The sequence below is a fragment of the Seinonella peptonophila genome (assembly GCF_900129355.1).
Taxonomy (GTDB): domain Bacteria; phylum Bacillota; class Bacilli; order Thermoactinomycetales; family Thermoactinomycetaceae; genus Seinonella; species Seinonella peptonophila.
Genome location: NZ_FQVL01000001.1, coordinates 371,560 through 396,600, shown reverse-complemented (window position 1 = coordinate 396,600; position 25,041 = coordinate 371,560). Strand labels below are relative to the sequence as shown.

Annotated in this window: 26 protein-coding genes and 2 pseudogenes; 23 read left to right on the top strand and 5 right to left on the bottom strand. The window is 38.3% G+C overall.

All coding sequences use genetic code 11. The features are described 5' to 3' along the window. Window positions 1–4 precede the first annotated feature (4 nt). The 10 genes from BUB71_RS01880 (at window position 5) to BUB71_RS01835 (ending at window position 10,495) form a co-directional block, all read left to right on the top strand. Complete coding sequence (locus tag BUB71_RS01880) at window positions 5–265, top strand: stage V sporulation protein S (protein WP_073151078.1); 261 nt, start codon at window positions 5–7, stop codon at window positions 263–265. 97 nt (window positions 266–362) lie between these two features. Then, window positions 363–1,304 carry a dipeptidase gene (locus tag BUB71_RS01875; RefSeq protein ID WP_073151075.1) on the top strand — a complete coding sequence of 314 codons (942 nt, stop codon included), beginning with the start codon at window positions 363–365 and terminating at the stop codon, window positions 1,302–1,304. A gap of 172 nt (window positions 1,305–1,476) precedes the next feature. Continuing rightward, window positions 1,477–3,237 (top strand): 2-oxoacid:acceptor oxidoreductase subunit alpha, encoded by a 1,761-nt coding sequence (locus tag BUB71_RS01870; protein ID WP_073151072.1) that lies wholly within the window; start codon window positions 1,477–1,479, stop codon window positions 3,235–3,237. Further along, entirely contained in the window at window positions 3,224–4,090 is an 867-nt protein-coding gene (locus BUB71_RS01865) for a 2-oxoacid:ferredoxin oxidoreductase subunit beta (protein ID WP_073151068.1), read from the top strand. The genes BUB71_RS01870 and BUB71_RS01865 overlap by 14 nt, the downstream gene beginning before the upstream one ends. Window positions 4,091–4,216: 126 nt before the next feature. Continuing rightward, window positions 4,217–5,272, top strand: a complete 1,056-nt coding sequence (tdh, locus tag BUB71_RS01860; protein WP_073151065.1) for an L-threonine 3-dehydrogenase — start codon at window positions 4,217–4,219, stop codon at window positions 5,270–5,272. 14 nt (window positions 5,273–5,286) lie between these two features. Next, a complete protein-coding gene (locus BUB71_RS01855) occupies window positions 5,287–6,462 on the top strand; it encodes a glycine C-acetyltransferase (RefSeq protein WP_073151062.1) in 1,176 nt (391 codons plus the stop codon). Between the two features lie 95 nt (window positions 6,463–6,557). Next, window positions 6,558–7,235, top strand: coding sequence for a response regulator transcription factor (locus BUB71_RS01850; protein ID WP_073151059.1), 678 nt, complete (start codon window positions 6,558–6,560; stop codon window positions 7,233–7,235). Beyond that, window positions 7,232–8,614 (top strand): sensor histidine kinase, encoded by a 1,383-nt coding sequence (locus BUB71_RS01845; RefSeq protein WP_073151056.1) that lies wholly within the window; start codon window positions 7,232–7,234, stop codon window positions 8,612–8,614. The genes BUB71_RS01850 and BUB71_RS01845 overlap by 4 nt, the downstream gene beginning before the upstream one ends. An 82-nt stretch (window positions 8,615–8,696) precedes the next feature. Then, window positions 8,697–9,782 (top strand): ABC transporter permease, encoded by a 1,086-nt coding sequence (locus BUB71_RS01840; RefSeq protein ID WP_073151052.1) that lies wholly within the window; start codon window positions 8,697–8,699, stop codon window positions 9,780–9,782. Beyond that, window positions 9,779–10,495 (top strand): ABC transporter ATP-binding protein, encoded by a 717-nt coding sequence (locus tag BUB71_RS01835; RefSeq protein WP_073151049.1) that lies wholly within the window; start codon window positions 9,779–9,781, stop codon window positions 10,493–10,495. The genes BUB71_RS01840 and BUB71_RS01835 overlap by 4 nt, the downstream gene beginning before the upstream one ends. A 61-nt stretch (window positions 10,496–10,556) precedes the next feature. Here BUB71_RS01835 and BUB71_RS01830 read toward each other — a convergent pair whose 3' ends face one another. Beyond that, window positions 10,557–11,141, bottom strand: coding sequence for a hypothetical protein (locus BUB71_RS01830; protein WP_073151046.1), 585 nt, complete (start codon window positions 11,139–11,141; stop codon window positions 10,557–10,559). 178 nt (window positions 11,142–11,319) lie between these two features. Between BUB71_RS01830 and ku the strand changes: the two genes are divergently transcribed. Further along, window positions 11,320–12,186 (top strand): non-homologous end joining protein Ku, encoded by an 867-nt coding sequence (gene ku, locus BUB71_RS01825; protein ID WP_073151043.1) that lies wholly within the window; start codon window positions 11,320–11,322, stop codon window positions 12,184–12,186. Here the strand turns inward: ku and ligD (BUB71_RS01820) are convergent. Next, complete coding sequence (gene ligD / locus BUB71_RS01820) at window positions 12,167–13,069, bottom strand: non-homologous end-joining DNA ligase (protein ID WP_245815488.1); 903 nt, start codon at window positions 13,067–13,069, stop codon at window positions 12,167–12,169. The genes ku and ligD (BUB71_RS01820) overlap by 20 nt on opposite strands. Beyond that, window positions 13,066–14,001 (bottom strand): non-homologous end-joining DNA ligase, encoded by a 936-nt coding sequence (gene ligD, locus BUB71_RS01815; protein ID WP_073151037.1) that lies wholly within the window; start codon window positions 13,999–14,001, stop codon window positions 13,066–13,068. The genes ligD (BUB71_RS01820) and ligD (BUB71_RS01815) overlap by 4 nt, the downstream gene beginning before the upstream one ends. A gap of 167 nt (window positions 14,002–14,168) precedes the next feature. On the opposite strand from ligD (BUB71_RS01815), the gene BUB71_RS01810 reads away from it, so the two are divergent. The 3 genes and pseudogenes from BUB71_RS01810 to cotJC form a co-directional block, all read left to right on the top strand. Continuing rightward, window positions 14,169–14,399 (top strand): spore coat associated protein CotJA, encoded by a 231-nt coding sequence (locus BUB71_RS01810; RefSeq protein ID WP_073151034.1) that lies wholly within the window; start codon window positions 14,169–14,171, stop codon window positions 14,397–14,399. Continuing rightward, window positions 14,396–14,647 carry a spore coat protein CotJB gene (locus BUB71_RS01805; protein WP_073151031.1) on the top strand — a complete coding sequence of 84 codons (252 nt, stop codon included), beginning with the start codon at window positions 14,396–14,398 and terminating at the stop codon, window positions 14,645–14,647. The genes BUB71_RS01810 and BUB71_RS01805 overlap by 4 nt, the downstream gene beginning before the upstream one ends. Before the next feature lie 30 nt (window positions 14,648–14,677). Continuing rightward, window positions 14,678–14,914: pseudogene (gene cotJC, locus BUB71_RS01800) on the top strand (spore coat protein CotJC); the annotation flags it as partial. Window positions 14,915–15,108: 194 nt separating this feature from the next. Here cotJC and BUB71_RS01795 read toward each other — a convergent pair. Beyond that, window positions 15,109–16,236 carry a hypothetical protein gene (locus BUB71_RS01795; protein WP_073151028.1) on the bottom strand — a complete coding sequence of 376 codons (1,128 nt, stop codon included), beginning with the start codon at window positions 16,234–16,236 and terminating at the stop codon, window positions 15,109–15,111. A 376-nt stretch (window positions 16,237–16,612) separates the two neighbouring features. Here BUB71_RS01795 and BUB71_RS01790 point away from each other — a divergent pair, with 376 nt between their 5' ends. The 3 genes and pseudogenes from BUB71_RS01790 (at window position 16,613) to BUB71_RS01780 (ending at window position 18,912) form a co-directional block, all read left to right on the top strand. Further along, complete coding sequence (locus BUB71_RS01790) at window positions 16,613–17,344, top strand: hypothetical protein (RefSeq protein ID WP_073151024.1); 732 nt, start codon at window positions 16,613–16,615, stop codon at window positions 17,342–17,344. Window positions 17,345–17,644: 300 nt separating this feature from the next. Next, window positions 17,645–17,962, top strand: a pseudogene (locus BUB71_RS20330) (DUF4158 domain-containing protein); the annotation flags it as partial. 152 nt (window positions 17,963–18,114) lie between these two features. Continuing rightward, entirely contained in the window at window positions 18,115–18,912 is a 798-nt protein-coding gene (locus BUB71_RS01780) for an IS5 family transposase (RefSeq protein WP_073151018.1), read from the top strand. 76 nt (window positions 18,913–18,988) lie between these two features. On the opposite strand, the gene BUB71_RS01775 is transcribed toward BUB71_RS01780, so the two are convergent. Then, a complete protein-coding gene (locus BUB71_RS01775) occupies window positions 18,989–20,020 on the bottom strand; it encodes an alpha/beta fold hydrolase (RefSeq protein WP_245815487.1) in 1,032 nt (343 codons plus the stop codon). A gap of 362 nt (window positions 20,021–20,382) precedes the next feature. Here BUB71_RS01775 and BUB71_RS01770 point away from each other — a divergent pair, with 362 nt between their 5' ends. From BUB71_RS01770 to BUB71_RS01740, 6 genes are all read left to right on the top strand, one after another. Next, window positions 20,383–21,102 carry a TetR/AcrR family transcriptional regulator gene (locus BUB71_RS01770; protein ID WP_139278952.1) on the top strand — a complete coding sequence of 240 codons (720 nt, stop codon included), beginning with the start codon at window positions 20,383–20,385 and terminating at the stop codon, window positions 21,100–21,102. Between the two features lie 82 nt (window positions 21,103–21,184). Continuing rightward, window positions 21,185–21,409, top strand: coding sequence for a hypothetical protein (locus BUB71_RS19360; protein WP_073151013.1), 225 nt, complete (start codon window positions 21,185–21,187; stop codon window positions 21,407–21,409). Continuing rightward, complete coding sequence (locus tag BUB71_RS20325; RefSeq protein WP_175552251.1) at window positions 21,369–21,545, top strand: carboxymuconolactone decarboxylase family protein; 177 nt, start codon at window positions 21,369–21,371, stop codon at window positions 21,543–21,545. The genes BUB71_RS19360 and BUB71_RS20325 overlap by 41 nt, the downstream gene beginning before the upstream one ends. 921 nt (window positions 21,546–22,466) lie before the next feature. Beyond that, entirely contained in the window at window positions 22,467–23,348 is an 882-nt protein-coding gene (locus BUB71_RS01750) for an ABC transporter ATP-binding protein (RefSeq protein WP_073151006.1), read from the top strand. An 11-nt stretch (window positions 23,349–23,359) separates the two neighbouring features. Continuing rightward, window positions 23,360–24,166, top strand: coding sequence for an ABC transporter permease subunit (locus tag BUB71_RS01745; protein ID WP_073151003.1), 807 nt, complete (start codon window positions 23,360–23,362; stop codon window positions 24,164–24,166). Window positions 24,167–24,183: 17 nt separating this feature from the next. Next, a complete protein-coding gene (locus BUB71_RS01740; protein WP_073151000.1) occupies window positions 24,184–24,981 on the top strand; it encodes an ABC transporter permease subunit in 798 nt (265 codons plus the stop codon). The last annotated feature ends 60 nt before the right edge of the window (window positions 24,982–25,041 follow it).

Sequence of the window (25,041 nt, the reverse complement as noted above, 5' to 3'; positions counted from 1 at the left end):
TTTCATGGAAGTATTAAAGGTTTCAGCAAAATCTAACCCGAACAGTGTTGCAGGTGCACTTGCTGGCGTTCTTCGAGAGCGTGGTCAAGCCGAAATGCAGGCAATTGGTGCAGGCGCACTTAATCAAGCTATTAAAGCTGTTGCGATCGCAAGAGGATTTGTTGCTCCCAGTGGGATCGACCTCATTTGCATTCCAGCCTTTACCGACATCATCATCGATGGTGAAGAGCGTACTGCGATCAAGATTATCGTAGAACCCCGTTAAATTGGGGTTCAATCATGCCTAACAGAAAGAAGCCTGTTCATCTAACAGGTTTTCTTTTTTATATTTAGGAAGTTTGTAGTGAGTGGGAGGGGTACATATGCTAAGTATGGATGGTCATTGTGATGTACTTTGGAGAATGTGGGAGCAGAAGGGAGAACCGGCCTCTTTTTATTCTGAAGATTCATATGACGTGACTTACTCTCGCCTACAAAAAGCAAAGGTTAGAGTTGAATGGTTCGCGTTATTTATTCCACCGGACGTACCAGCGGGACAACGTCTAAAAGAGATATTAAAACAAATCGATCTGTTTTATCTTCATATCATCGGAAATAAACAAAAGATGGTTTCCATCTCTTCAATGAAAGAAGTAGCACAACTGCAACCTGAACAATGTGCTGCTTTTTTACATTTAGAGGGTGTGGATGGATTAGAAGGAGAACTGAAGAATGTAAGGTTACTACATCGATTGGGTGTTCGGCAAGTAGGTTTAACATGGAATCATGCAAATGAGGCTGCCGATGGGATTGATGAACAACGCGGTGGTGGATTGACGAATTGGGGACGTGCGTTGGTAGCTGAGTTGGCCCGACTAAACATGATTCTAGATGTTTCCCATCTTTCTGTTCAAGGCTTTTGGGAGGTTGTCAAGATGCATATTCCGGTTGTGGCGTCACACTCAAATTGTCAGAGAATCTGTCCACATCGACGCAATTTAAATGATGAGCAAATAACTGCTATAATTAAGAAAAAGGGACTTATCGGACTTAATTTTGTTCCGTTTTTTTTAAATCGATCAACTGAAAATGCCTCAATCCATGACCTTATCACACATATTGATCATATTTGCAGCTTAGGAGGGCAAGATCAAATTTATTTTGGCTCTGACTTTGATGGGTCGTCTAAGAAGCTAAAAGGGTTAGAACATATGGGTAAATGGAATCAATTGGTTCAGTTAATGTTGAAAAGATATCCTCATAACTGGGTTCAGAACTGGCTCTGGGGAAATGCTGTACGCTTTTATGATCGATATTTAAAATAAGAAATCAAGAAGTTCTAAATAGAGTTTTGAAATCACTTCTAGAAATAGGTTGCTATTTTTGGGTTTGAGGAATAGAATGAGGTAGGATATGAACCGTCAACATCATAGTTGACAGATGTGAAACTATAACCAAAGTGTGAGCTGGTCTGGGTGTTTAAAGGAGATGAGTTTAGTGATTAAGCAACTTTCGTGGAAAGTGGGCGGACAGCAGGGTGAAGGTATTGATAGTGCTGGAGAGATTCTCTCATCAGCATTGAATCGAAAAGGTTATCATCTATTCGGTTACCGTCATTTTTCTTCACGGATCAAAGGTGGTCATTCTAACACAAAGATTCGAATCAGTACAGAACCAACCCGCTCAATTTCTGACGAATTGGATATTTTAGTAGCATTTGATCAAGAGACCATTGATCTAAATGCTCACGAGTTAGTACAAACAGGTATCATCTTAGCAGATGAGAAGTTTAAGCCAAAAGTAGGGGAGGGGATCACCGCTCGCCTAATTGCCGTTCCATTTACGAAAATTGCTCAAGAAGTGGGATTGGCGCAAATGAAAAATATGGTTGCAGTTGGTGGGTCCGGTGCTCTATTAGGCCTTGATATAGAAGCATTTCGCGAAGTGATTGAAGAGCGTTTTTTGCGTAAAGGACAAAAAATCGTTGAGAAGAACATGGAAGCAATTGCTAGAGGATATCAGTTTGTTCAAGAGTTAATGGATCAAGATTTTCCAGATTATAAGCTTGCTTCATCTGATGGTAAAAAGCGCCTCTATATGATTGGAAACCATGCGATCGCTCTAGGTGCGCTAGCAGCAGGTGTCCGATTGATGGCAGCTTATCCAATTACACCATCTTCTGAGATCATGGAATACCTGATTAAAAAACTACCACAATTTGGTGGAACTGTGGTGCAGACTGAGGATGAAATTGCAGCGATTACGATGGTGATTGGTGCAAACTATGGAGGAGTTCGCTCCTTTACTGCTTCAGCAGGACCTGGATTATCATTGATGACAGAAGCAATCGGTTTGGCTGGAATGACAGAAACGCCAGCTGTCATTATTGATACGCAACGTGGTGGACCTTCTACTGGATTGCCGACAAAGCAGGAGCAAAGTGACGTTTTAGCAATGCTTTATAGTACGCATGGTGAAATTCCAAAGATCGTAATTGCACCTAGTACTGTGGAAGAATGTTTCTATGATACGATCGCAGCGTTTAATCTAGCTGAAAAATATCAGTGTCCGGTTATCGTCTTATCTGACTTGGCTCTATCTCTAGGAAAACAGACAGTCGAGCCTCTTTCTTATGACCGTGTTCAAATTGATCGTGGTAAATTAGTAGATTCAAATGCTGAATTGCCATCATTAGAGAACTCTGAGTTGTTCAAGCGCTATGAATTGACCGAGGATGGCGTTTCTCCGCGTGTACTACCAGGTAAGAAAAATGGTTTACATCATGTAACAGGTGTTGAGCATGATCAGACAGGACGTCCTTCAGAAGTTGCGACCAACCGTAAGCAGATGATGGATAAACGTCTGCGTAAATTAGCAAATGGTATTGATTTTGCTGAACCAGTTTTTACAGATTCAAAATATGATGAAGCTGATATATTAATTGTTGGATTTAATTCAACACGTGGTACGATTCAAGAAGCAAAGCAGCGTTTAGAGAATGATGGATTAAAAGTGAACCATGCACATATTCGTCAATTACTACCTTTCCCAGCTGAAGAGATGAAAAGAGAAATGGAAAAGGCAAAACGAGTACTTGTTGTTGAGAATAATGCAACAGGACAGCTTGCATCACTCATTAAGATGAATGTTGGGATGGCAGATAAAGTGGTTCATTTTGGTAAATATGATGGAGACCCATTTAAGCCATCTGAAATCTATCTACAATGTAAGGAGCTGTTGGTTCATGGCCACGTTTAAAGAGTTTCGAAATAAAGTAAAACCAAACTGGTGTCCGGGATGTGGCGACTTTTCTGTTTTGGCAGCTATGCAACGGGCATTTGCAAATCTCGGAAAAGAACCTGAAGATGTAGCAATTGTCTCCGGAATTGGATGTTCAGGTCGGATTTCTGGTTATGTAAATGCATATGGTTTCCATGGTGTACATGGTCGTTCGTTGCCAATCGCTCAAGGACTAAAATTGGCAAATCGCGATCTGACAGTTGTCGCTTCTGGTGGTGACGGTGATGGATTTGCGATTGGTATGGCTCATACAATTCATGCGATTCGCCGTAATGTTGATATCACCTACATTGTAATGGATAACCAAGTTTATGGCTTGACAAAAGGACAAACTTCACCTCGTAGTGAAATGGGTTTTAAAACAAAAAGTACGCCAGCAGGCTCCATTGAAGCTGCCATTGCTCCAATGGAAATGGCTCTTACAGTTGGGGCTGGATTTGTAGCGCAATCTGTTTCTAGTGATCTCAAAGGGTTAACGCATATTATCGAAGAGGGAATTAAACACAAAGGTTTTTCTTTGATCAATGTTTATAGTCCTTGCGTTACCTATAATAAAATTAATACCTATGACTGGTTTAAAGAGAATTTGGTTAGTTTAGCTGATGATGAAAACTATGATCCAAGCAATCGTTCCCAAGCTATGCAGAAGCTAATGGAACATAATGGATTGGTTACAGGTATTATTTATCAAAATAAAGAGCGTCCTTCATACGAAGAATTAGTACCAGGATTTAAAGAGCAACCATTAACAGACCAAGATCTTCAGTTGAATGAAGAGCAGTTTGACCAACTTCTAAAAGAGTTTGCTTAATTTAACTAAAAAAGTTTTTCTTAATCATTGTCCGCATATAGCGGACTTTTTTTCTTCTTTTTTCAGGAAATTCAGAGTATAATGGAATAGGAATATTATATTTTTCATTTATTCATTGAGAGGATGATGTCCTTAGTGAACGGACATATGCTTGCATTGGTAAAGCATGAGGCGAAAAAAGGTGCAGAATTAAAAGAAATGCCGATTCCAGAGATTTCTGAAGAGGAAGTTTTAATTCAAGTAAAAACAACAAGTATCTGCGGGACAGATTTGCATATTTATAATTGGGATCAATGGGCTCAGAATCGAGTAAATACTCCTTATATATTTGGGCACGAATTTGCCGGAGTGGTTGTTAAAGTTGGTAGTCGAGTTGAGGCGGTTCAAGTGGGCGATCATGTAACGGCTGAGACTCATATTGTTTGTGGATCATGTATATCATGTCGCCGAGGTCACCCACATGTATGTTTACAAACAAAGATTATTGGTATTGACCTTGATGGCTGTTTTGCTCAATATATCGCGATTCCTGCCGCGAATATTTGGAAGATTGGCGAAAATATTCCCTTTGAGTTTGCTTCTATTATGGAACCGATGGGAAATGCAGTTCACACTGTTCTGTCTACATCAGTCGCTGGAAAAGTGGTTGCAGTGGTTGGCTGTGGTCCAGTTGGTTTACTAGCTGTATCTGTTGCAAAAGCGGCAGGTGCGAGTCAGATTATTGCCTTAGATGTAAATAAGTATCGGCTTCATTTAGCTGGAAAGATGGGAGCAACCTATCAGATTGACTCAAATAAGCAGGACCCTTTAGAAGCGGTAATCGAATGGACAGCTGGGAGAGGGGCTGATGTGGTTGTTGAGATGTCTGGAAATCCGCAAGCGATTCAGCAAGCATTGGCCATGGTGACACCAGGGGGATGTCTATCCATGCTAGGGCTACCAACCCAACCTGTTGAATTAGATATTACCAATCAGCTTGTTTTTAAAGGTATCACCGTACATGGCATAGTGGGTAGAAGAATGTTTACCACATGGGAGCAGACGACCGGACTATTAGAAGCAAATGCAGTAGATTTATCTACATTGATTACACATCAATTCCCTCTGTCAGAATATGAAAGCGCTTTTTCACTCATGAATCGTGGGGATTGTGGCAAGATTGTTTTGTATATTGATGAATAGTTAGGAGGAGCTCTATGCGTGATTTGGTTCATTTAGCACAAGAACTTGAAAACTGGAGAAATGCTGGCACATATCAATCATTAACGATTTTAAATTCAGAGCAAGGAAGTCAGGTAGAAATAGGCAATCAACCATCCATTCAGCTATCGTCTAATAATTATCTTGGATTAACCAGCCATCCTGCTATGAAACAGGCGGCAATTGAAGCAATCGAAGAGTGGGGGGTTGGTACAGGTTCAGTACGAACAATCGCTGGTACTTTCTCTCTTCATGAACAATTGGAACATGAATTGGCCTCTTTTAAACAAACAGAAGCGGCTTTGGTTTTTCAGTCTGGGTTTACTGCAAATGTTGGAGTATTAGCATCTATTCTTGATGAACGGGATGTAGTGATTAGTGATGAACTAAATCATGCTTCGATTATTGATGGGATTCGTTTGACCAAAGCAGCAAAACGAATCTACCGTCATGTTGATTTAGGAGATTTGGAAAGAGCGCTTCAAGAGAATCAACAAGCAAGAATTCGTTTAGTTGTAACGGATGGCGTTTTTAGTATGGATGGAGATATAGCCCCTTTGCCTGAAATTGTTGAACAATGCGAGAAGTATGGTGCAATTATAATGGTAGATGACGCTCATGCAAGTGGAGTACTTGGGCGACAAGGGCGTGGTACAGTTGATCATTTTGGCTTACATGGGCGTGTGGCAATTCAAGTTGGCACACTTTCAAAAGCGATAGGCGTATTGGGCGGATATGTGGCAGGATCACAACATTTAAGAGAGTATTTAATTCATCGTGCAAGGCCATTTTTATTTAGTACTTCACATCCACCATCTGTAACGGCTTCGTGCTTGAAGGCGATACAATTATTACAAACTGAAGAACATCATATCGAAAAACTCTGGGAAAACACAGCATTTTTTAAGCAGGGACTTCTCCAGTTAGGTTTTGATATTGGGGTAAGCAAAACACCGATCACGCCGATTATGATAGGGAATGAAGCATTAGCTGTTCAAATGTCAGCACGCTTGTTTAAAGAGGGGGTATATGCGAAAGCAATTGTTTACCCAACTGTTTCTAGAGGAAATGCCCGCATTCGTACGATTGTAACTGCTCAGCATTCCATTGAAGAATTGGAGAAGGGTATTGAAATGTTTGCGAAAGTAGGTAAAGAATTAGAGATAATCTGATGTATGGTACATCCTTTATTTAAGGATGTTTTTTTGTATTTTAATGCTGGTCCATTATAATGTTTGATAAGTGTCTAGAAAAAGGGAGGTTCAGAATGTATCATATCATGATCGTTGATGATGACGAGCATATCCGCGAGCTTGTCTATTTTCATCTGAACCATTCAGGTTATGTGGTGCAAAGAGCTATTGATGGCTTAGATGCGATGCGGATTTTAAAAGAAGAGAAAGTTCATCTCGCAATAGTTGATCTAATGATGCCAAGATTAAATGGATATGAGCTTTGTGAAAAGATTCGTCTTGAATATGATATTCCCATCATATTACTTACAGCAAAAGATCAATTGGTGGATAAAGAAGAAGGTTTTAAAAGAGGAGCCGATGATTATTTAGTTAAGCCATTTGAGCCAAAAGAACTTCTCTTTCGCATTAAAGCTCTGTTACGCCGTTTTCAAATGATCAATGTCGAGCAAATTCGTTTACATCAGACAGTTATTGATCGAAAAAGCTATGAAGTTCGCCGTTTAGATCAAACCATCATCTTACCCTTTAAAGAGTTTGAATTATTTTCGCAACTAGCTAGTCATCCAAATCGGGTATTTACAAGGCAAGAGCTGATACAGCTTATTTGGGGGGCTGATTTTGAAGGTGATGAAAGAACGGTTGATGTACATATTAAACGATTAAGAGAGCGATTTAATAAAGTGACAGATGACTTTATTATTCAAACTGTACGTGGTGTTGGTTATAAATTGGAGGTTATGGAACATTGAAGACACTTTACACACGTTTTGCCATGATCACCATTTTAATTATGTTTTGTAGTGGTCTGATTTCATTTTTGTTTGGAAATATATTTTATCAAATAAAACTTAAACCATTTAATGATCATAAAATTACAGAAATGGCACTGAATATTGCTTCGTTTAGTAGAGATAACACTCATTTGAATCCAGCTACTATTTTCCAACGTGTCGGAAAATTGGGCTTCCAAATGGTAAGAATTGACGATAAGGGTAGGAGACTTTATTATGGGAAACCATTCCTTCATGATAACTTGAGCGATGGTTCAATTGATAATGTTTTAAAAGGTAATATTTACCATGGAGTTAAAAATTTTCCGGAAAAAGCTTTTGTAACGGGGTTTTTCGACGATGAATCAAGGAATACAGTAGGAGTTCCAATTAACGTGAATGGAAAAAAAGAAGCTTTATTTCTACGTCCTGACATCGAATACCAGTTTGGAGAGATGCGAATATTCTTTGCAGTACTTGTCTTGTTAATGATTGTAATTAGCATAGTACTGGTTCTGTTTGGTGCTTATTATATTGTAAAACCTATTCGTTCCTTAACTGCTGCTACGAAGAAAATCGCACATGGAGACTATCATATACAGCTAAATGAACAGCGAAAAGATGAACTAGGGCAGTTAGCCAGACATTTCAAATCGATGACTAAGAGCTTAGAGCGATTAGAGGAGATGCGCCAAGAATTTGTATCGAATGTGTCTCATGAAATTCAGTCACCATTAGCTTCAATCAAAGGATTTTCAAAAACACTTCATGAAAGTCGACTATCTCCACTACAACAAAGAAAGTATCTAGAGATTATCGAACAAGAAACGAGTCGACTTTCGCGTTTAGTAAAGCAATTATTAACACTTACATTGCTTGAGAATCAAGTGAATCCATTAGAATTAACTAAGTTTGATTTAGCGCAGCAGATTAAAGAGGTAGTCTTTATGTTGGAATGGCAATGGCGAGATAAGGATTTAACGCTGGAATTGGAGCTTCCCAGTACTATGATTTTTGCTGATGCAAAATTATTGCATCAAGTTTGGATTAACCTTTTGACAAATAGTGTGAAATTTACAAAGCCAGGAGGCACAATCAGCGTTCAAATTCGACAAATCGGAAAAAAACAGCTACAAGTTCGGTTTCAAGATACAGGGATTGGCATAGCGAAAGAGGATTTGCCCCATATTTTTGAGCGTTTTTATAAGGTAGATCAAGCACGCAAACGATCTCAATCAGGAAGTGGTTTAGGTCTATCAATTACCAAAAAAATTCTATCCTTACATAATGGTTCGATTGAAGTGTTCAGCGAACAGGGGGATGGTACGACCTTTATCGTGTCTTTGCCTCAGATGTAAACTTTTGTTCATCTGATATTCATAATCAGCCTCTATACTCAGTGTCAGATAAAAGATTCATGAATGAAGGGAAGTGAATCAGTTGTTTCTGACGCTTAGAGAGTTTCGTTATTCAAAATTACGCTACTTTTTAATCGGTTGTATTATGATCTTAATCGCTTGGCTTGTCTTTATTATCTCAGGACTCGCACAAGGTTTAGCAGCTGATAATGCAGCAGCAATAGATAAAATGAAGGTTGATCGTTTTCTGATTCAATCAGATGCTGAACAAAAGCTAAATCGGTCGGTTATTACACCAAAACAATGGCAAAATGTTTCTGCACTAGTGCCTAAAAATGCGGCGACCCCATTTGGACAAAAAATGCTCTCCGTTTCAAAAAATGGGACGGCTCACAAGCAAGATGTTGCGTTGTTTGCCATTGACGCTGCTAGCAGCTTGGCACCAAAAGTATTAGAAGGAAAATCATTAACAAATACAACCAAAGGCGAAGTGGTGGTTAATCAGTCATTGAAAGAAGCCGGCATTCAACTTGGTGATTTCATTCAGGATTTTGAGACAGATCAAAAATGGAAGGTAGTCGGTTTTGCTAATGGACAATCTTATAGTCATGCACCTGTGATCTTTATTAATCTAAATGACTGGAATCGTTTAACGAAAAACCTCTATTATAATGCGATAGCGCTTCAAGTAAATCAAATTGATCCTTCATCTATCACTGGCAAAGTGAAAGATGTAACGATTATTAATAAAGACCAGCTTTTGCAAAATATACCTGGATTTAAAGAGGAACAAGGTTCGCTAACGATGATGATTACATTTTTATTTGTCATTGCTTCTTTTGTACAAGCGGTATTTTTTTATGTGATGACACTTCAAAAGACACATCAGTTTGGTGTGTTAAAAGCGATAGGAGCTAATACTTCTTATCTTGCAAGAAGTTTAATAACTCAAGTGGGTTTGCTCACTATTATTGCGATTTTATGCAGTCTTGTTTTTTCATATCTCACTCAGATGTTACTCCCTTCAAATATTCCTTTTCAGCTTAACATAGATACAGATATCCAATTTTCTGCCTTATTCTTAGGTGTTTCCTTAATCGGTTCGCTTTTATCTTTATATCAGATTGCAAAAGTTGATGCTTTAGAGGCGATTGGGAGGATAGAATGATGGATGCAAAGCTGATTTTTGATCAAGTAAGTAAATACTATGGTGAGACAGATCAAGCTGTTACTGCTTTGAATCATATTTCTTTTCAGGTTCATACTGGTGAATTCGTAGCAATAGTGGGGCCTTCTGGTTCAGGAAAGAGTACTTTGCTGTCCATTGCTGGTCTTTTACTCTCACCTTCAAAAGGAAGGGTTATTTTAGATCAATTAGAAGTAAATGATCTTTCATCTAAAGAAATGAGTCGAGTCCGATTGAATAAAATAGGTTTTGTTTTTCAATCATCAAATTTGATCCCATATTTAACTGTTCGTGATCAATTGCTATTTGTAGCTGAATTGGCGAAGAACAGAACCGATCAAGCTGATCAACAAGCTAAGCGACTACTCGATCGATTAGGATTAACCCATCGGCAAGAAGTATATCCTGACCAGCTATCTGGCGGTGAACGCCAACGCGTTGCGATTGCAAGGGCTTGGATGAATGATCCTGAATTGATTCTTGCGGATGAACCTACAGCCAGTTTAGATTCTAAAAGAGGTCGGGATGTTGTAGAAATGTTGGCAGATGAAGTGAGATTAAGGGAAAAAGCGGCCATAATGGTTACACATGATGAACGTGTTTTAGATTTATGTGATCGTGTATTGGAAATAAAAGATGGTCAATTGACTCAATTATCATATAAACAAGTTTGCACAACAGACAAAAATGATTAAAGTGTAGTCTAGACAAAAAACAGAGGGAGATTTTAACCAAATCTCCCTCTGTTTATATTAATTAATTGATAATAAATTCTCCGTAAGCCAACATATTATCATCAACAGTGGTAATCGTAGCTGTATAACGACCTGGTAGAAGATTATTCTCGGTCGCATTACGGAATACATCTCCCTGTAGCCCTTTCCATTCTGGTTTCACATCAATATAGTCAGAATAGACTTGAGTTTTTGTTTCAGAATTATAAATTTTAATTTTCACCTTTGTTACATTCAATGTTTTCCCAGTATCTAAATGGTAGATAAAACCAAACTGTTCGCCAGTATGGAATGTAGAGCGTACATTTGAGAACTCAGCGAACTGAGAATAAGTACCAAAGGACATTTTTTTAATATCAGGTGAGTCAGGGATTGATAAAGTACTACCACCTTGTGTTGTTGATGGTGTCTGGTTATTTGTTGTTTGGTTGTTTTGGTTATTCTGCGTCTGGTTATTATTTGGTACTAATTGGTTGTTATTAGTACCGTTACCACCATTTCCACCATTTCCATTATCATCAATTAAGCCTGCCATTTTGAAGAGGCCGCAGCCACTGAAAATAAGTGAAAATAAGAGTAGTAAGAGACCTATGGATACTTTTTTCATACGATGAGTAACCTCCATTTTAAAATAACAAAAAACTACTTTTCATCAAGGAATTATATCATATATCGACAATTTATTATCATCAACTTAAACAAAATTTCCTTTGAAATCAAAATGAAGATTTCAATAATGAAAACCAAAAAATTGGGGGAGTATAGTAATAAAAGGAGTTTTCACAATGCGCTCAATGTGGAAAGGAATCATAAGTTTCGGTTTGGTAAATATACCCATTAGTTTATATAAAGCGACAGATGATCAAAAAACAAGATTTCGAACTTTACATGATGAATGTAAGCATCCGATCCAATATAAGAAGTGGTGCTCAGTATGTGATCGAGAGGTGCAACCAAAAGAGACTGTACGTGGTTATGAATATGCTTCTAGCAGTTATGTAATTGTCTCTGACGATGATTTAAAGGGATTACCTTTACCAACAATGAAAACGATAGAAATCTTACATTTTACTGATCAGGGTAGTATTGATCCCATCTATTATGATAAGTCTTATTATCTAGGTCCCGGTGAATATGGTGCGAAACCTTACAAATTACTTTTACGTGCAATGGAAGAAACTCATAAAGTTGCAGTGGCAAAAGTAGCTTTTCGAACAAGTGAGCATTTATCTTTGATCCGCTTGCATGAACAATGTTTGATGATGAATATTATTCACTATCCTGCGGAAGTTCGATCAATTGAGGGCGTTCCAGGAATTGAAGATATAAGAGGGATCGAAGTAAGTGATGCGGAATTGTCAATGGCGAATCGATTGATCGAAGAAATTAGTAGTTCATTTAAAGATGATTATCAAAGTAATTATGAAGAAGCTTTGAAAGAGCTTATTGAAGTTAAAGTTCAGAATAAGGAGATTGCCCAACCTGAAGCAGAAATGAAAAATGAAAAAGTCGTAGATTTGATGGAAGCGCTCCAACAGAGTTTAAAACAGACAAAAAATAGGTCTAAGGCAGTTGGAGCTGTTGAAGAGTCGGTTCCAACGACAAGACGAAAAAGAACGACAAAAAAGAAGGCTAAAGCGAACGATTTATAAACGTAAGGATTTCATCAATATTTTGCTTTGTTTGTACTTGAAGAATCGGTTTAAAAAGGTCACCAACTTGATTTACCCTATCTTTAACCGTGTGTATGGAAAAATCTGATGGTAAGAATCCTTTGTTTATTTCCTCCCATGTAACAGGTGTAGAGATGGAACCCAGTGCATTCGCTCGAATCGAATAGGGCGCAGGCAATGTTCTTCCTTCACCATGTTGGAGATAATCGAAATATAGTTTTTTTCCTCGATTTTTCACAAATCTTTCAATGGTGATAAATCGAGGGTATTTATCAACCATATATTGAGCAATAAATTGGTTGAACTGATGGGTATCATCATATGAATATTTTTCCTCAATAGGTACAAAAATCTGTAAACCTGATGCTCCTGATGTTTTAGGATATGCTGTAATTCCTAAGGAAGATAATATATCTTTAACAAGGATCGCACACTCTAATACTAAATCGAAATTTTCAAGATCCATTGGATCTAGGTCAAAGGCAATTTCGGATGGCGATGTTTGATTATATTTTTGGAATGGAATGTGGAACTCGAGACAAGCCTGATTTCCTAACCAGATCAATGTTGGTAGATCATTTACTAAAATATAACGAGTTTTTCGCCAAGTGTATGTCTGAATCCAATCTGGGGCATATGAAGGGCAATTTTTTTGGAAAAATGACGTTTCATGTATACCATGAGGGAATCGAATGGTTGTCAATAATCGATTCTGTAAGTGGGGTAAAAGATATGAGGAAATATTGATTAGGTAAGTTAAATAATCTATTTTTTCGATAGGGATCTCAGGCCATAATGGTTTTTTAGGATTGGTTATTTGAATAAAACGACCTTCCACTTCTAATTGGAAGTTTTGTGTCATATTTCCCACCTCGCCTCGTTTGCAGGAGATGAAGTAAATCCAAGAATAATGGGGTGTCGCATGAGCCCATCATCTGTTTTTTCAGTGTATTGAACTTGGATGGTTAATAGCGGTTGAATCCATTTGATCGGTAGCTGTTGAAGAGGCGGATTCACAAATGGGCTTAATTGCTGCTCTAATTGTGGAACATATTGATGTAATAATTGGAAGTCATGCGATGAAAGACCAGTGGATGCTTTTCCAATATAAAGAAGTTGATCATGCAAATAGTTTCCTAATAGAAGTGAATTTGGATAATTTGCTTTGTATTGAATACCCCCTACTACACATAGCCGTTCTTGTTTGACTTTGCTTTTATACCATGCTTGATGCTTTTTGCCATACATATAGCTTGACCCTAATTTTTTCGAAACTACCCCCTCCCAACCGTTTTTTTTGATTTGTTCCCACAGCAATTGTCCGTTACTGTGACTTTGAACAAGGAAAAATTGCTCATTTGGCATGATGATATTACTTAGGATCTGTAAGCGATCTTCTAAAGGATGATTTCTTAAATCTTGTCCATCTTTCATCAAAATATCGAAAAGATGATATTCCAATGGATGTGTATCTATCAAGTTATGAATTTGAATAGGATTTATATTTCGATCTCTTTTTAATATCAAAGAGAAAGTAGGTTTGTTTTCTTTCGAACGAACAATGACTTCGCCATCGAGGATAAACGACTTTGCTGAAATAAAGTTTGAAATTTGCAGTAGCTCTGGGTATTGGGTATTTCTATTATTTTGCTTTCGAGTCCAAAGTTGAACCTTAGAATCTTGCACTACACAAAGCAGGCGGATTCCATCATATTTTATTTGATGAATCCATTCTTTTTGAGTTGGTAGACGATGAGTCGCAATAGGTTGCATCAGTGGAAAGAGTTTTCTCATACTTCAGTACATACCTACCTCTTTTTAATTAGTATTTCCTTTTCTGTTCATAATTATGATGGAGCTATTAGAGAGGTTTCGTTCATTTGCCAAGCATATTATGCATATTTTGAATGAGAGTTACGAAAAGGCAGGTGAGTGATGTGCTGTAAGCTGGCACAATAGATATGAAAAAACGACAGAAACAGTTTCGAGTCTGGTACCCCTATGTAAGTCCAGATGATCCTTGCCCACCCATACGTGAAAAATTTTATTCGGTACCTCCACAGCTTTTTGTTGGTTTTCAACCACCGGATCTTCCGCAATTTTCACCATCTGAAGCATTGCGCAAAGGTACATTATGGCCAATCTTTTATAGCCCATATCCTCCTTTTAGAGATGGAGGGTTTACTGAATGAGTGAAAATCGAAAAAAAATTTTATTAGCATTACAAGAGGTTGATTTTGTCTTAGTGGAATTAAATTTATATTTAGATACACATCCCTTTGACCAAAATGCAATAGATCAATATAACCATTATGCGAAAGAAAGAAGAAAGATAGCAGAGAAATATGAAGAATATTATGGTCCCCTGACCAACTTTGGTCATAGCCCGATGACTATCTCAAAAGAATGGAGCAAAGGGCCTTGGCCTTGGGAAGTTTAGATAAACGAGAAAATAAAGGTGGAGATGTTTTTGTGGATTTATGAGAAAAAACTACAATATCCAGTGAAAGTAAGTACATGTAACCCAATGTTAGCCAAGTTTCTAGTCGAACAATACGGAGGAGCTGATGGAGAGCTAGCAGCAGCGCTTCGTTACCTAAATCAAAGATATACAATACCAGATAAAGTGAAAGGCCTTTTGACCGATATCGGAACGGAAGAGTTTGCGCATTTAGAAATGATCGCTACAATGATTTATAAATTGACAATGCCATTATACATATCAAATTTTGCTCGAAAGATCAGTGAGAACTTTTGATGTTTTACTTTTAAAACAACGTTTTATCCAATTTTTATTGCTGTAGACTCTAGAGGTTCTAGGTAACCACATACTATAGATAAAAATGTAAAAGGGCACAAAGGCCCTTGTTTTTAAGTTCTGTTCGGATTTTCTGAGAAACATTACATTTCCGATTTTTCCTGCCCTTCTTGAGATAAGCCTTTTGGTTGAATGATAGGTGTTATTGCAAAATCTCGATTACTTGCTCTTCGGATAGATCGAGTCATTTCAGCATTTAAATCCGCAAATTGTTCCGTGAAACTTCCTAACAATTCGTCGAGTTCCGGATGGGTGTTTTCTGCCCATGCTTCTTGAAATGCTTTTTCAATGGTTTTAATTCTTATTTGTCGAGGTCTTAAATCCTGAGCCTGATTTTTTGTTGGACCCGCATGGTATATGTGGCCATAGCCAAAAACATGATTCACTTCGGTTTCAATACTTTTTAATACAGCACCAAGTGAGCGACTTATCAAATCATGATTAGTATAAGGTAGAGAGGGCAATACTTTTTGCTCAAAATAATCCAAACAATCATCAATGTCGTCAAGAGGCATTTTTTCAAAATGCCCATTCTTCTTACCACCATTAGGAATTGTATCTGTGTAATAGCCTTTGAAAAATTTCCCTATAAAATGGTATTCATAACTATGATCGGGCAAAACAATTTCGTTTCCATCAATATTGACTTTTCCTTGATGTTCTTTTATTTCTTGTGAGAGCGCATAATTTTGAAAACCCTGATGCATAAATAAATCTCTGACCAGTTCATTCAGCGCATTGTTTTGAAAAGGATCCAATGTATTAAATTTTAGTCTAGGGATTTGTCCAGTAGTTTTATATCGATTAATATCTTGATGATCAAATAAGGTTGAAAGTGTTTCCTTATATACTTCTTGGAGCTCTTGTGCCCAAGTATAATAATCAGCTGATGAATGTGGGAATTTTGAGTCTCGTCGCGTTTCTAGAAAATCTCCGATAGGTTTGGTGCTAGGTCTAGAACCTAAATTCTCTAGAATCATTTGGTAAGTTTCGAGAAAATTTTTTACTTCTTCGTGGTCCATATTAGAATCTTTTAAAGTCTGTAATAATCCAATTTTTCTTTTTAGATAGTCAATCCCCTGTGAAATCTCCTCTGATTTAAATCGATCCGGTCGGTTTAGGGCTGACTGAGAAAAGAGAGCACCGTTTTCTAATTCATCTAAACTAGAAATATCGAATAATCGAGTCAAATTATTAGATGGTTGAATCAATTTATTACACCACCATATCTATTGTTTTGAACATACTATTAATTTCATATTTCATAACCATTGTAATATATAGATAAGGACATATTCTCTATAATTCGTCAATATTACGATCTTATTCTAATCAAATTTTGATATGATGGTGGACCAAAACCCACTATTTTTTGAGGAGATGAACAATTATCGAGGATTGGTACGCTATGGTAATATGTATGTGTTTCAAATGTTATATCTGTCTAGAGCTCTAACCTCTGTTGAGTAATAGTTCCAAGGTTCAAGACTTAGTCAGAATCCTGAGAAGGGAGCAGACACTACGTGTAGTCCAGTAGGATAAACAATTGAAAATGGTTTGACATCGCTCTCATCGAAAGGTTTTCCCATGGCCATGGAGCTGTCTGACGTAGTAAAGAGTCTTGAGCGAGAGATCGACGAGAACTTCCGTCCGTTCTATAGTGGAACGATCACGCTCGAAAATATTCAGGCTCTGTCGCTGCGTGCTGGAGAGTTGGACTGGGTTCTGCGTGACGAGCATGTGGAACTAATCAGTCTCCGTGAAGAGCTGAGTACCAAGCGCAATCAGCACAACATAAACTACCGGAGAGTGGAGACCTATCTTCAACACGTCAACGAAGCGCTGGAGAAGCAAGAGGAAATGCTTCACTGGGTGGCCAAAATCTCGCTTACTGCACTGGTCCTGTATCCACTCCACACACATCAGCATCACTGGAACTCGGAAACAGTGACCCGGATGATGCACGCTCTACGCGTCATGTGGCAAATCGAGGACAGGCAGAATAACCCCCTGCGACAATATCGAACAATGGCTGAGATTCGGAAGAATCTCAACGCAAACTCCCTGCCTCTCTTCGAAGGCACTATCACCCTGGAAAACCTCCGTGAGCTGGTTACTCTCACTCTGGAGATGGAACTCGCCGCAACCGTCGAACTCAGACTCAAAGAAGATGATCTGGCGAGTGTCATGCATTCCTGTGGGAAGATAGGAGTTAGTGCGCTGGTCATGTACGCACTGCTCGCTCCTGATGTTCCTCACCCTTGGGATGACATCCAAGTAGGGGTAGTACCAGCGAACATGTCATTACCCGCAAAGTAGATTCCATTTATTGTAACCTCTAAAAAACAGAGTTTTTTTGTTTCTTCTCCTTCTGTAGGATGATGTTATCAACATGAATACTTACAGAAGGGTATGAAAATATTGAAAAGAAACTGGACATTGGATGAGCTGATTAATACTAGGCAATTCCGTTCCCTTCCTTGCTACATCTTTATTTCTGATTTTCACAATCTTTTTGATCATAAAAGAAAAACCTATCTTTTTCATGATAGATTCATCCCTAAATTGGAAAAATTTTCAGATGTGGCCCCTCATTCCCCGAATCGTTCACATATCCCAGAATTGGCTCGATATTACACCATTACACCCGAAGAGAAATCTGTGATTCACCAACAACGTGGTGCCTCCAATCGTCTAGGATATGCAGTTCAAATTTGTTATCTTCGCTTTCCAGGACGCCCATTAGCATCTACTGAATCGGTACCAGAATCGATTCTTCATTATATTTCCAAACAGATTGGAATCTCTCCGGATTCCCTAAAGAATTACGCCGGTTCCAGAGGTGGAGAAACAAGACGAGAACATTTACGAAAAATTAGAAATCAGTTTGGATATCGAACCTTCACTTCTAAAGAATATAGAGAACTCGCTCATTGGGGCAGAACCAGCAACCAAACGACAAACCCTAATTTGACCAACAAATGGAAATAATCCTGCGGACGAGAGCAGCAACTCTGTCACTGGGCCTGATTAATCCAAGACTAGAAGCTGTTTCAAAATAGATAAATGTGAATTAATATACAGATATTATGAGCAGACACGAATTAACTAAACACCAATGGGAACAAATTCAACCTTTACTACCAAAGAGAATCAAAAGAGTCGACCGACCGGAGGTCGACCCTCACAGGGTGCTCAATGGAATCATCTTTGTATTGAAAACTGGATGTGCATGGCGAGATATGCCAAAGAAATACGGTTCATCTGTCACCTGTTGGAGAAGACTGAAACAATGGCAGAAACAGGGTGTCTGGGAACGCATTTGGAGAAAGTTGCTGAAACAGTTACGAGAAAAAGAACAACTTGATTTTACAAAAGGTTTTCTTGATGGCAGCTTTGTAGCTGCCAAAAGAGGCGGGGATTTCATTGGAAAAACAAAGGTAGGAAAAGGATCAAAAGTGATGGTGGTAACAGAGAGAAATGGTTTGCCAGTCGGACTACATGTTGAGAGTGCTCAACCTCATGAAATTCGTTTGGCAGAAAAAACAATCCAATCCGTTCGAGTGCCTAGTAGACGAGGATCACCAAAGAGACGTTTTAAAGAGATGGTAGCTGATCGAGCTTACCATAGTGCTTCTTTTCGAAGCTTTCTACGAAAGCTCGGAATGAAACCTGTGATCCCTCACCGAAAAAACTCAAAAAAAGGAAAACGTCGCCCAATGGCAGTGGGCGACGGGTACAAAGAACGCTGGAAAGTGGAGCGTTGCTTTGCTTGGATGGACAACTGTCGAAGACTCGTTGTCCGATATGAACGTTACATCCAGCATTATAAAGCATTTTGCTTTCTTGCGCTAACCCTTTTATGTCTCAATCGACTGATCGATTAACATTGTATATTCATGCGATTCTATGCGTGATTATGAGTTTTGAAACAGCTTCTAGTATCTATTTCGAAATCGATCCTCAAAAATTCATCATAATCTTATGGAATTTTTGAGGTTTTTCATAATGTATATCGTGCCCAGCTTCAATATTGATCTTTTTTCCATTTTCTAATAGATTAACTACTTTATCAGCATCTTGATCAGATAGTGCTGCTAATAATAACTCCCCATCATATCTAGTAGTTGCTTTTATGAAAATGGTTGGACTTTTAATTTTGGATAACACCTCTTCTTGATTATAGTCTTGAAACCAAGAGTTATCATAAAATGCTTCTCCAAATTTTCTATCATATGGATATGTTACCGATTCAAACATTCGATTGATATTCGGTGGTAAATAAAATAAGTGCACTGGTTTATTCGGATATTTTTTTCTAAATGCAATTGCATCTTTCGAAAATTTCTTCCAAAGAAAATCACCAAATATCTTCTTCCAGTAGCTAAGTTTTAACTCATAAGAAAAGTAATCTCTTTCTTTCTTTTGCCTTTTAAAATTTTCATATAATTGAAAGCTGTATACCCATGCATAGGTGTTTTCCCTTCTACCTAGTTTCGTTGAGACGAAAGGAGAATCTTCAATAACTGTCCCAAGTACAAGATCTGGTGAATGCGCTGCTATCCATGCTGCAATCATACCGCCCGATGAATGGCCAGAAATAACCGTTTTTCCATCTATTACAACTTTTATAAATTCAGTAAGATCTTCGCTGATTGCTTTTGCTGTATATTTCTTGGGATTCCTATCTGATTCTCCGTGTCCATGGACATCTACAGCATAAACATGATAATACTTAGATAACCCAGGCAATATTTTCGCATAATCCTCCCAGGTTACTCCTCGACCATGAATCAATAATAGTGGTGTTTTTCCATTATTCGGTCCTTCTCCATAGCTTAATACTGTTCCGTCCTTCAACTTTATTTTCTTTTCTACAAATCCTGCTTTGTACATTTTATCTAAAGGCTTCCGTATATAAGTTATATTGGTATAAAAATATGATAAAACTAATAAAACTAGTACAATTACAACTACTAATATCGTCGCTTTCAATTGATATCCTCTTCCTTCATATTCTTTTTCTACTCTAATCAAAGTAACTCGAATGAGTTATTACTGAGAAACGCTATACAACTAAATAGGTTTACCCAGTTATGTAGAAGATCTATAACCCGATTTAACGAGTGCTTGGTTCTTTGTTTTACATAATATGTAAACTATCTGACGGACTAGAGCACGAACCGTCTCACTACCCCTGGTAGGAACCCTGTCACTGGGCCTAAAAGCTACTTTTCAAATCGCTTCTCCGAATGTTCACATACCCCTACTAGATCTAAGAAAAATTCCTTGACATTAAGACATATTGTAGCATAATCTAATTAATAGAGAGAGAATCTGTTTATTAAAGGAGGCGCATGATGGCTCGAATTGTAAAAGAACATGAATACAAGAAGAAGCGCAATGAAATTCTCGATGCTGCACAGCGGTTCATCTATACCAAAGGTTATGAACGTATGACTATTGGAGACATTTTGGCTGATTTACAGATTTCCAGTGGGGCATTCTATCATTATTTTGACTCAAAGCCCGCGGTGCTGGAAGGACTCATTGAACGGATAAAAGAAGAAGTGGAAACACCGCTTCTTCCTATCCTCCATGATCCCCATCTGTCCGCCCTAGAAAAACTTCAAGGCTTCTTTAACACTCTCGACAATTTGAGAATTGCGCGCAAGACGGATGTGGTTAAGCTGGGGCATGTTTGGTACGCCGATAGCAACGCTATCGTTCGTCAGAAAGTAGAAGAAGCTGTTCTTAAGCAGCGTGTGCCCTTGCTGAATGTGATTATTCAGCAGGGCATTCAGGAAGGCATCTTCACATCACCCTATCCCGATCAGATTGGGGAAGCTATCTTGTTTCTCTTGCAGGGAATGGGAACGACCCATGCCAAGTTATTGCTTTCGTTAGCTCAGGAGCAAGATGAGCAGCGATGTATCGAACGCATTATTTCAATTCATGCTGCCTATATGGATGCCATTGAACGTGTGTTGGGAGCACCTTTAAATTCCTTATATCGTATTAGCGCAGATATGGTCGAAGTATGGGTGAAAGTAATAAAAGATGATGCATCGAACTAATTCAATTAAAGAATTTTGTTAATGGCTTATAGTAGCCAATAAATAAATAGAACAATGGTTTATTTAAAGGAGGAAAGACCTAATGAAAAATGATAAGAAGAGCAGAAAAAATGATGCGACACAAGTAAATGTCTGGCAAGGGCGAAAAGCGATTAAGCGGCCAACGGAGGTTCGAATTCCGATGATGGATGTATCCAAGCTGTCGAAAGTTCATCGCACCGCAGCGGGTATTGGAGCATCAAATACTTGCACACCATGGAGATTTGATGGAGGCTTGGTTGGAGTTTGGAAAACACCTGACAGCTAGAGGGAGAGTATCTATACGAACACGCGAACTTCTGATTTTACGAATCGCTCTTCACTCTTCGTGTGAGTACGAGTGGGCCAATCACGTTCGCGCCGGCATGACCGCTGATGAGATTGCCCCCCTTGTACAGGTATAAGTCGCAAGCTCGTGGTCTGATGCTGATTGGCTTTTACCGAATGAACGCCGGATTCTTGAATTCGCTAGGTGTTCAGGCTGAACCTGGGCACTCCCGACTCGGACAAGGTATGTCCTACAAAGCACCCATGTCTCCACAAAATTCGATCAACAACTCTTCAAATGAAGTACGATCAGCGGCGAAACCTGATGGGACGTGGCATCTGAAATATTACCACCCCGCCGCAACACAGGAACTCCAGCTCGTCCTCATGGCAAGGGAGGGTGTACTGTCCGGCTCGCTCATCAATAAGCTATTGGACGTCACTGTACCGATCTCATCGGGGAAGGTACAGGAGAATCAGATATCATTTACAACTGTTATGACGGAACCGTATCCCATAACCATGATGTGGGAGGGGACGATTGACAACGATTTCCTCACTGGTACAGCCACAATCAGCGGCGCTGCCTCATTTCCATTTGATGGCGAACGAGTTGAATAGGAGTTCCGACAGAAAACATTGCTACTAAGGCTAGGGATTAAAAGTATCAAAGACCCAAAAATTAACCTTTCGAGGATTGATTTTTTTGGTCTTGTTAAATCATTGTATAAATCTCCAGTTACAAGTCAATACCAGACGCCAAAAGTGTGTCAACTGATTGGAAGCCAAGCAGTTTGTCAAGCCTTTTGAACAACTTAGATACAGAGATGTGGTACTTTTTAGTGTCAATATCAAAACATATTGGATATGGGCTGTTTTGGAAAAATCATCTACAAAGCGGTAGTAGTGTTGAAATCCTAGGTGGTGTGTTTATAATGGGTCACACACTATCCATCCAGCTAGACTAAAGAAATGTTTGAAATGAAGTAATTAACGAAGTTCATTTGGGTTGTATACTTCGAGACTACGTTTTTTATAAATAAAGGAGTGTTTTTTTCATGAGTGAAAATATTATTGAAATAAACAGTTTAACAAAGACTTATGGTAAACGTAGGGGCATTGAAGACATTTCATTTTCTGTGAAGAAGGGCGAAATTTTTGGATTTATTGGTCCAAATGGAGCAGGTAAATCGACAACTATTCGTACTTTACTGGCCTTGATGCATCCCACATCTGGTAGTGCCAGCATCTTTTCCAAAGACTGTATTAGGGAAGCCCCAGCGATAGCCAAAGATATAGGTTATCTGCCTTCTGAGACCTCGTACTATGAACAAATGACCGTGGAAGAGTTGTTAGATTATGCTGCTGCTCTTTACGACAAGGATTGCAAAGATAGAATTACGGAGCTTTCAAAAAGGTTACAGCTTGACTTAAAACGAAAAATAAGTGAACTTTCATTAGGGAACAAAAAGAAGGTTGGTATCGTTCAAGCACTATTGCATTCTCCTCGTCTTCTTATTTTGGATGAACCAACTAACGGCCTTGATCCATTGGTCCAGCATACTTTTTTTGAGATTTTGCAGGAAGAAAACAAAAAAGGTACCACTATATTCTTTTCTTCACATGTGCTAAGTGAGGTTCAAAAAATCTGTGACAGAGTTGCCATCATTAAGGAAGGTAAAATAATCAACCTTCAAAAGATACATGAACTTAACGAAAATGGATATAAAAAAATAGAATTAATTGCAAAAGTCGAAATCCCAAATAACTATTTTAATCTAGTAGGTATTATGGATTATAAACAAGACGCAAATCGTGCCTCTTTTATGTATAAAGGTGAAGTAGGCAACATATTGGAAAAAATATGGCGGTTGCAAGTTAGTGATGTATCCATTGAAGAACCAGCCTTAGAAGATATTTTTATGCACTATTATAATTAGGAGGGATTCTTGTGGCCATATTTAGATATGAAATGAAGCAGAATCGCAAAACCACTATTATTTGGGCACTATCATTGGCAATCTTGGTTTTTTTGATGATGCCAATGTATATAAACCTTATGACAGATAGCACCATGCTAACCGACGAAATGAAGGAAGCAACGAGTACAAATCCTATCTTTGCAGGAACAGGAGGGAGTATAGATGATCTTTTCAGCCCTTTGGGTGCGTACTCTTTTGTTACATCCTTTGCCATGATGGCATTTGCGGTTTATGGAATGTACCTTGGACTTACCATGATTTCAAAGGATTATGTTCAAAAAACCGCCGATTTTTTGATGACAAAGCCGTACAGTAGAGCAAAAGTACTTTTGTCTAAACTCTCTGCCGCAACACTATGCTGTTTAATTGTTGGCTTAGCATATGTGGTAGCATCTATTTCGATTATGCAGATAAGCGCAAAAGGGGAATTTGAGTTCATTCAACTTTTGTTAATTGCATTGAGCACCATATTTATACAGTTATTTTTCATGACACTGGGTATGTTTATTGCTGTAATACAACCACTTATTAGAATGCCAGTTGTGATCTCCATGGGTGTAGCTTTTGTTACGTACATTTGTGGTGCTTACTCTGGCGTGGTTGATAATGATATTATCATGCTTTTGTCACCATATAAATATTTCGGTAGTGCTTATGTTATGGCGCATTCTACCTATAATTTGAGTTATGCATTGCTTTTCTTTGGACTTATGGCTTTATTTATTGTCGCAAGCTTTATTATTTTCATCAAAAAAGATATTAAAACTGTTTCTTAAGAAAAGGAGGTAGAAAAATGAAGACTATCTTTTTCAAAGAATTGAAATTCAACCGTAAACCTCTTATTTTGTGGTCGGCTATTATGCTATTGTTGGGGCTTTTTGGGGGAGCCGAATATCCAGTGGTGATGAGTTCGGTAGACACCCTTGAAACAAGCTTAGCTGCTCTGCCAAAGATTGCTAGAGTTATGTTTGGTGTATATGATAGGTTTCCTCTTGCAACACCCATTGGATATATAATGTGCATGTTTTTATGGTATACCATGGTTGCCTTTGCTCATGCTGCAATTGTGGGTGCTAGTATTATTTCGAAAGAAGAAGGAAACAAAACGGTGGAATTTATTTTTACGAAACCCTTTCCTCGTAGTAAAGTAATAAGCGCAAAAATAGGGGTAGCTGTTTTGAATGTGGCTGTTATGACTCTAATAACATGGATTATTTCCATATTTACCATGGTTTTTCAGGTGAAGGACACAAGTATCAATGGAGAAATATCGTTGATCATGATAGGCATGTTTCTTACACAACTGATGTTTATGGCTTTTGGGTTAATGTTCTCGGCGATTTTTCAAAAAGGCACAACTGCTCTACGTTGTTCGATTTTGGTTGTTATTCTTTCTTATGTGATATCTGTTTTTATTGAATATACGGGAATATATGGGCTTACTTTCTTATCACCATCTTGGTATTTTAACGCTCCAGGTTTAGTAAGTAATGGTTTTAACCTTTTCTACTTTTTGTTTGCAGTACTTATTATATTTCTATCGATAGGGGTTACTTATAAAAAGTATGAAAAGAGAGATCTATACTGTTAGAAATGTGTTTCCCGATTATTTATAACTTCAACTTGCCAGAGAGGAAAACTGAGTGGAGTA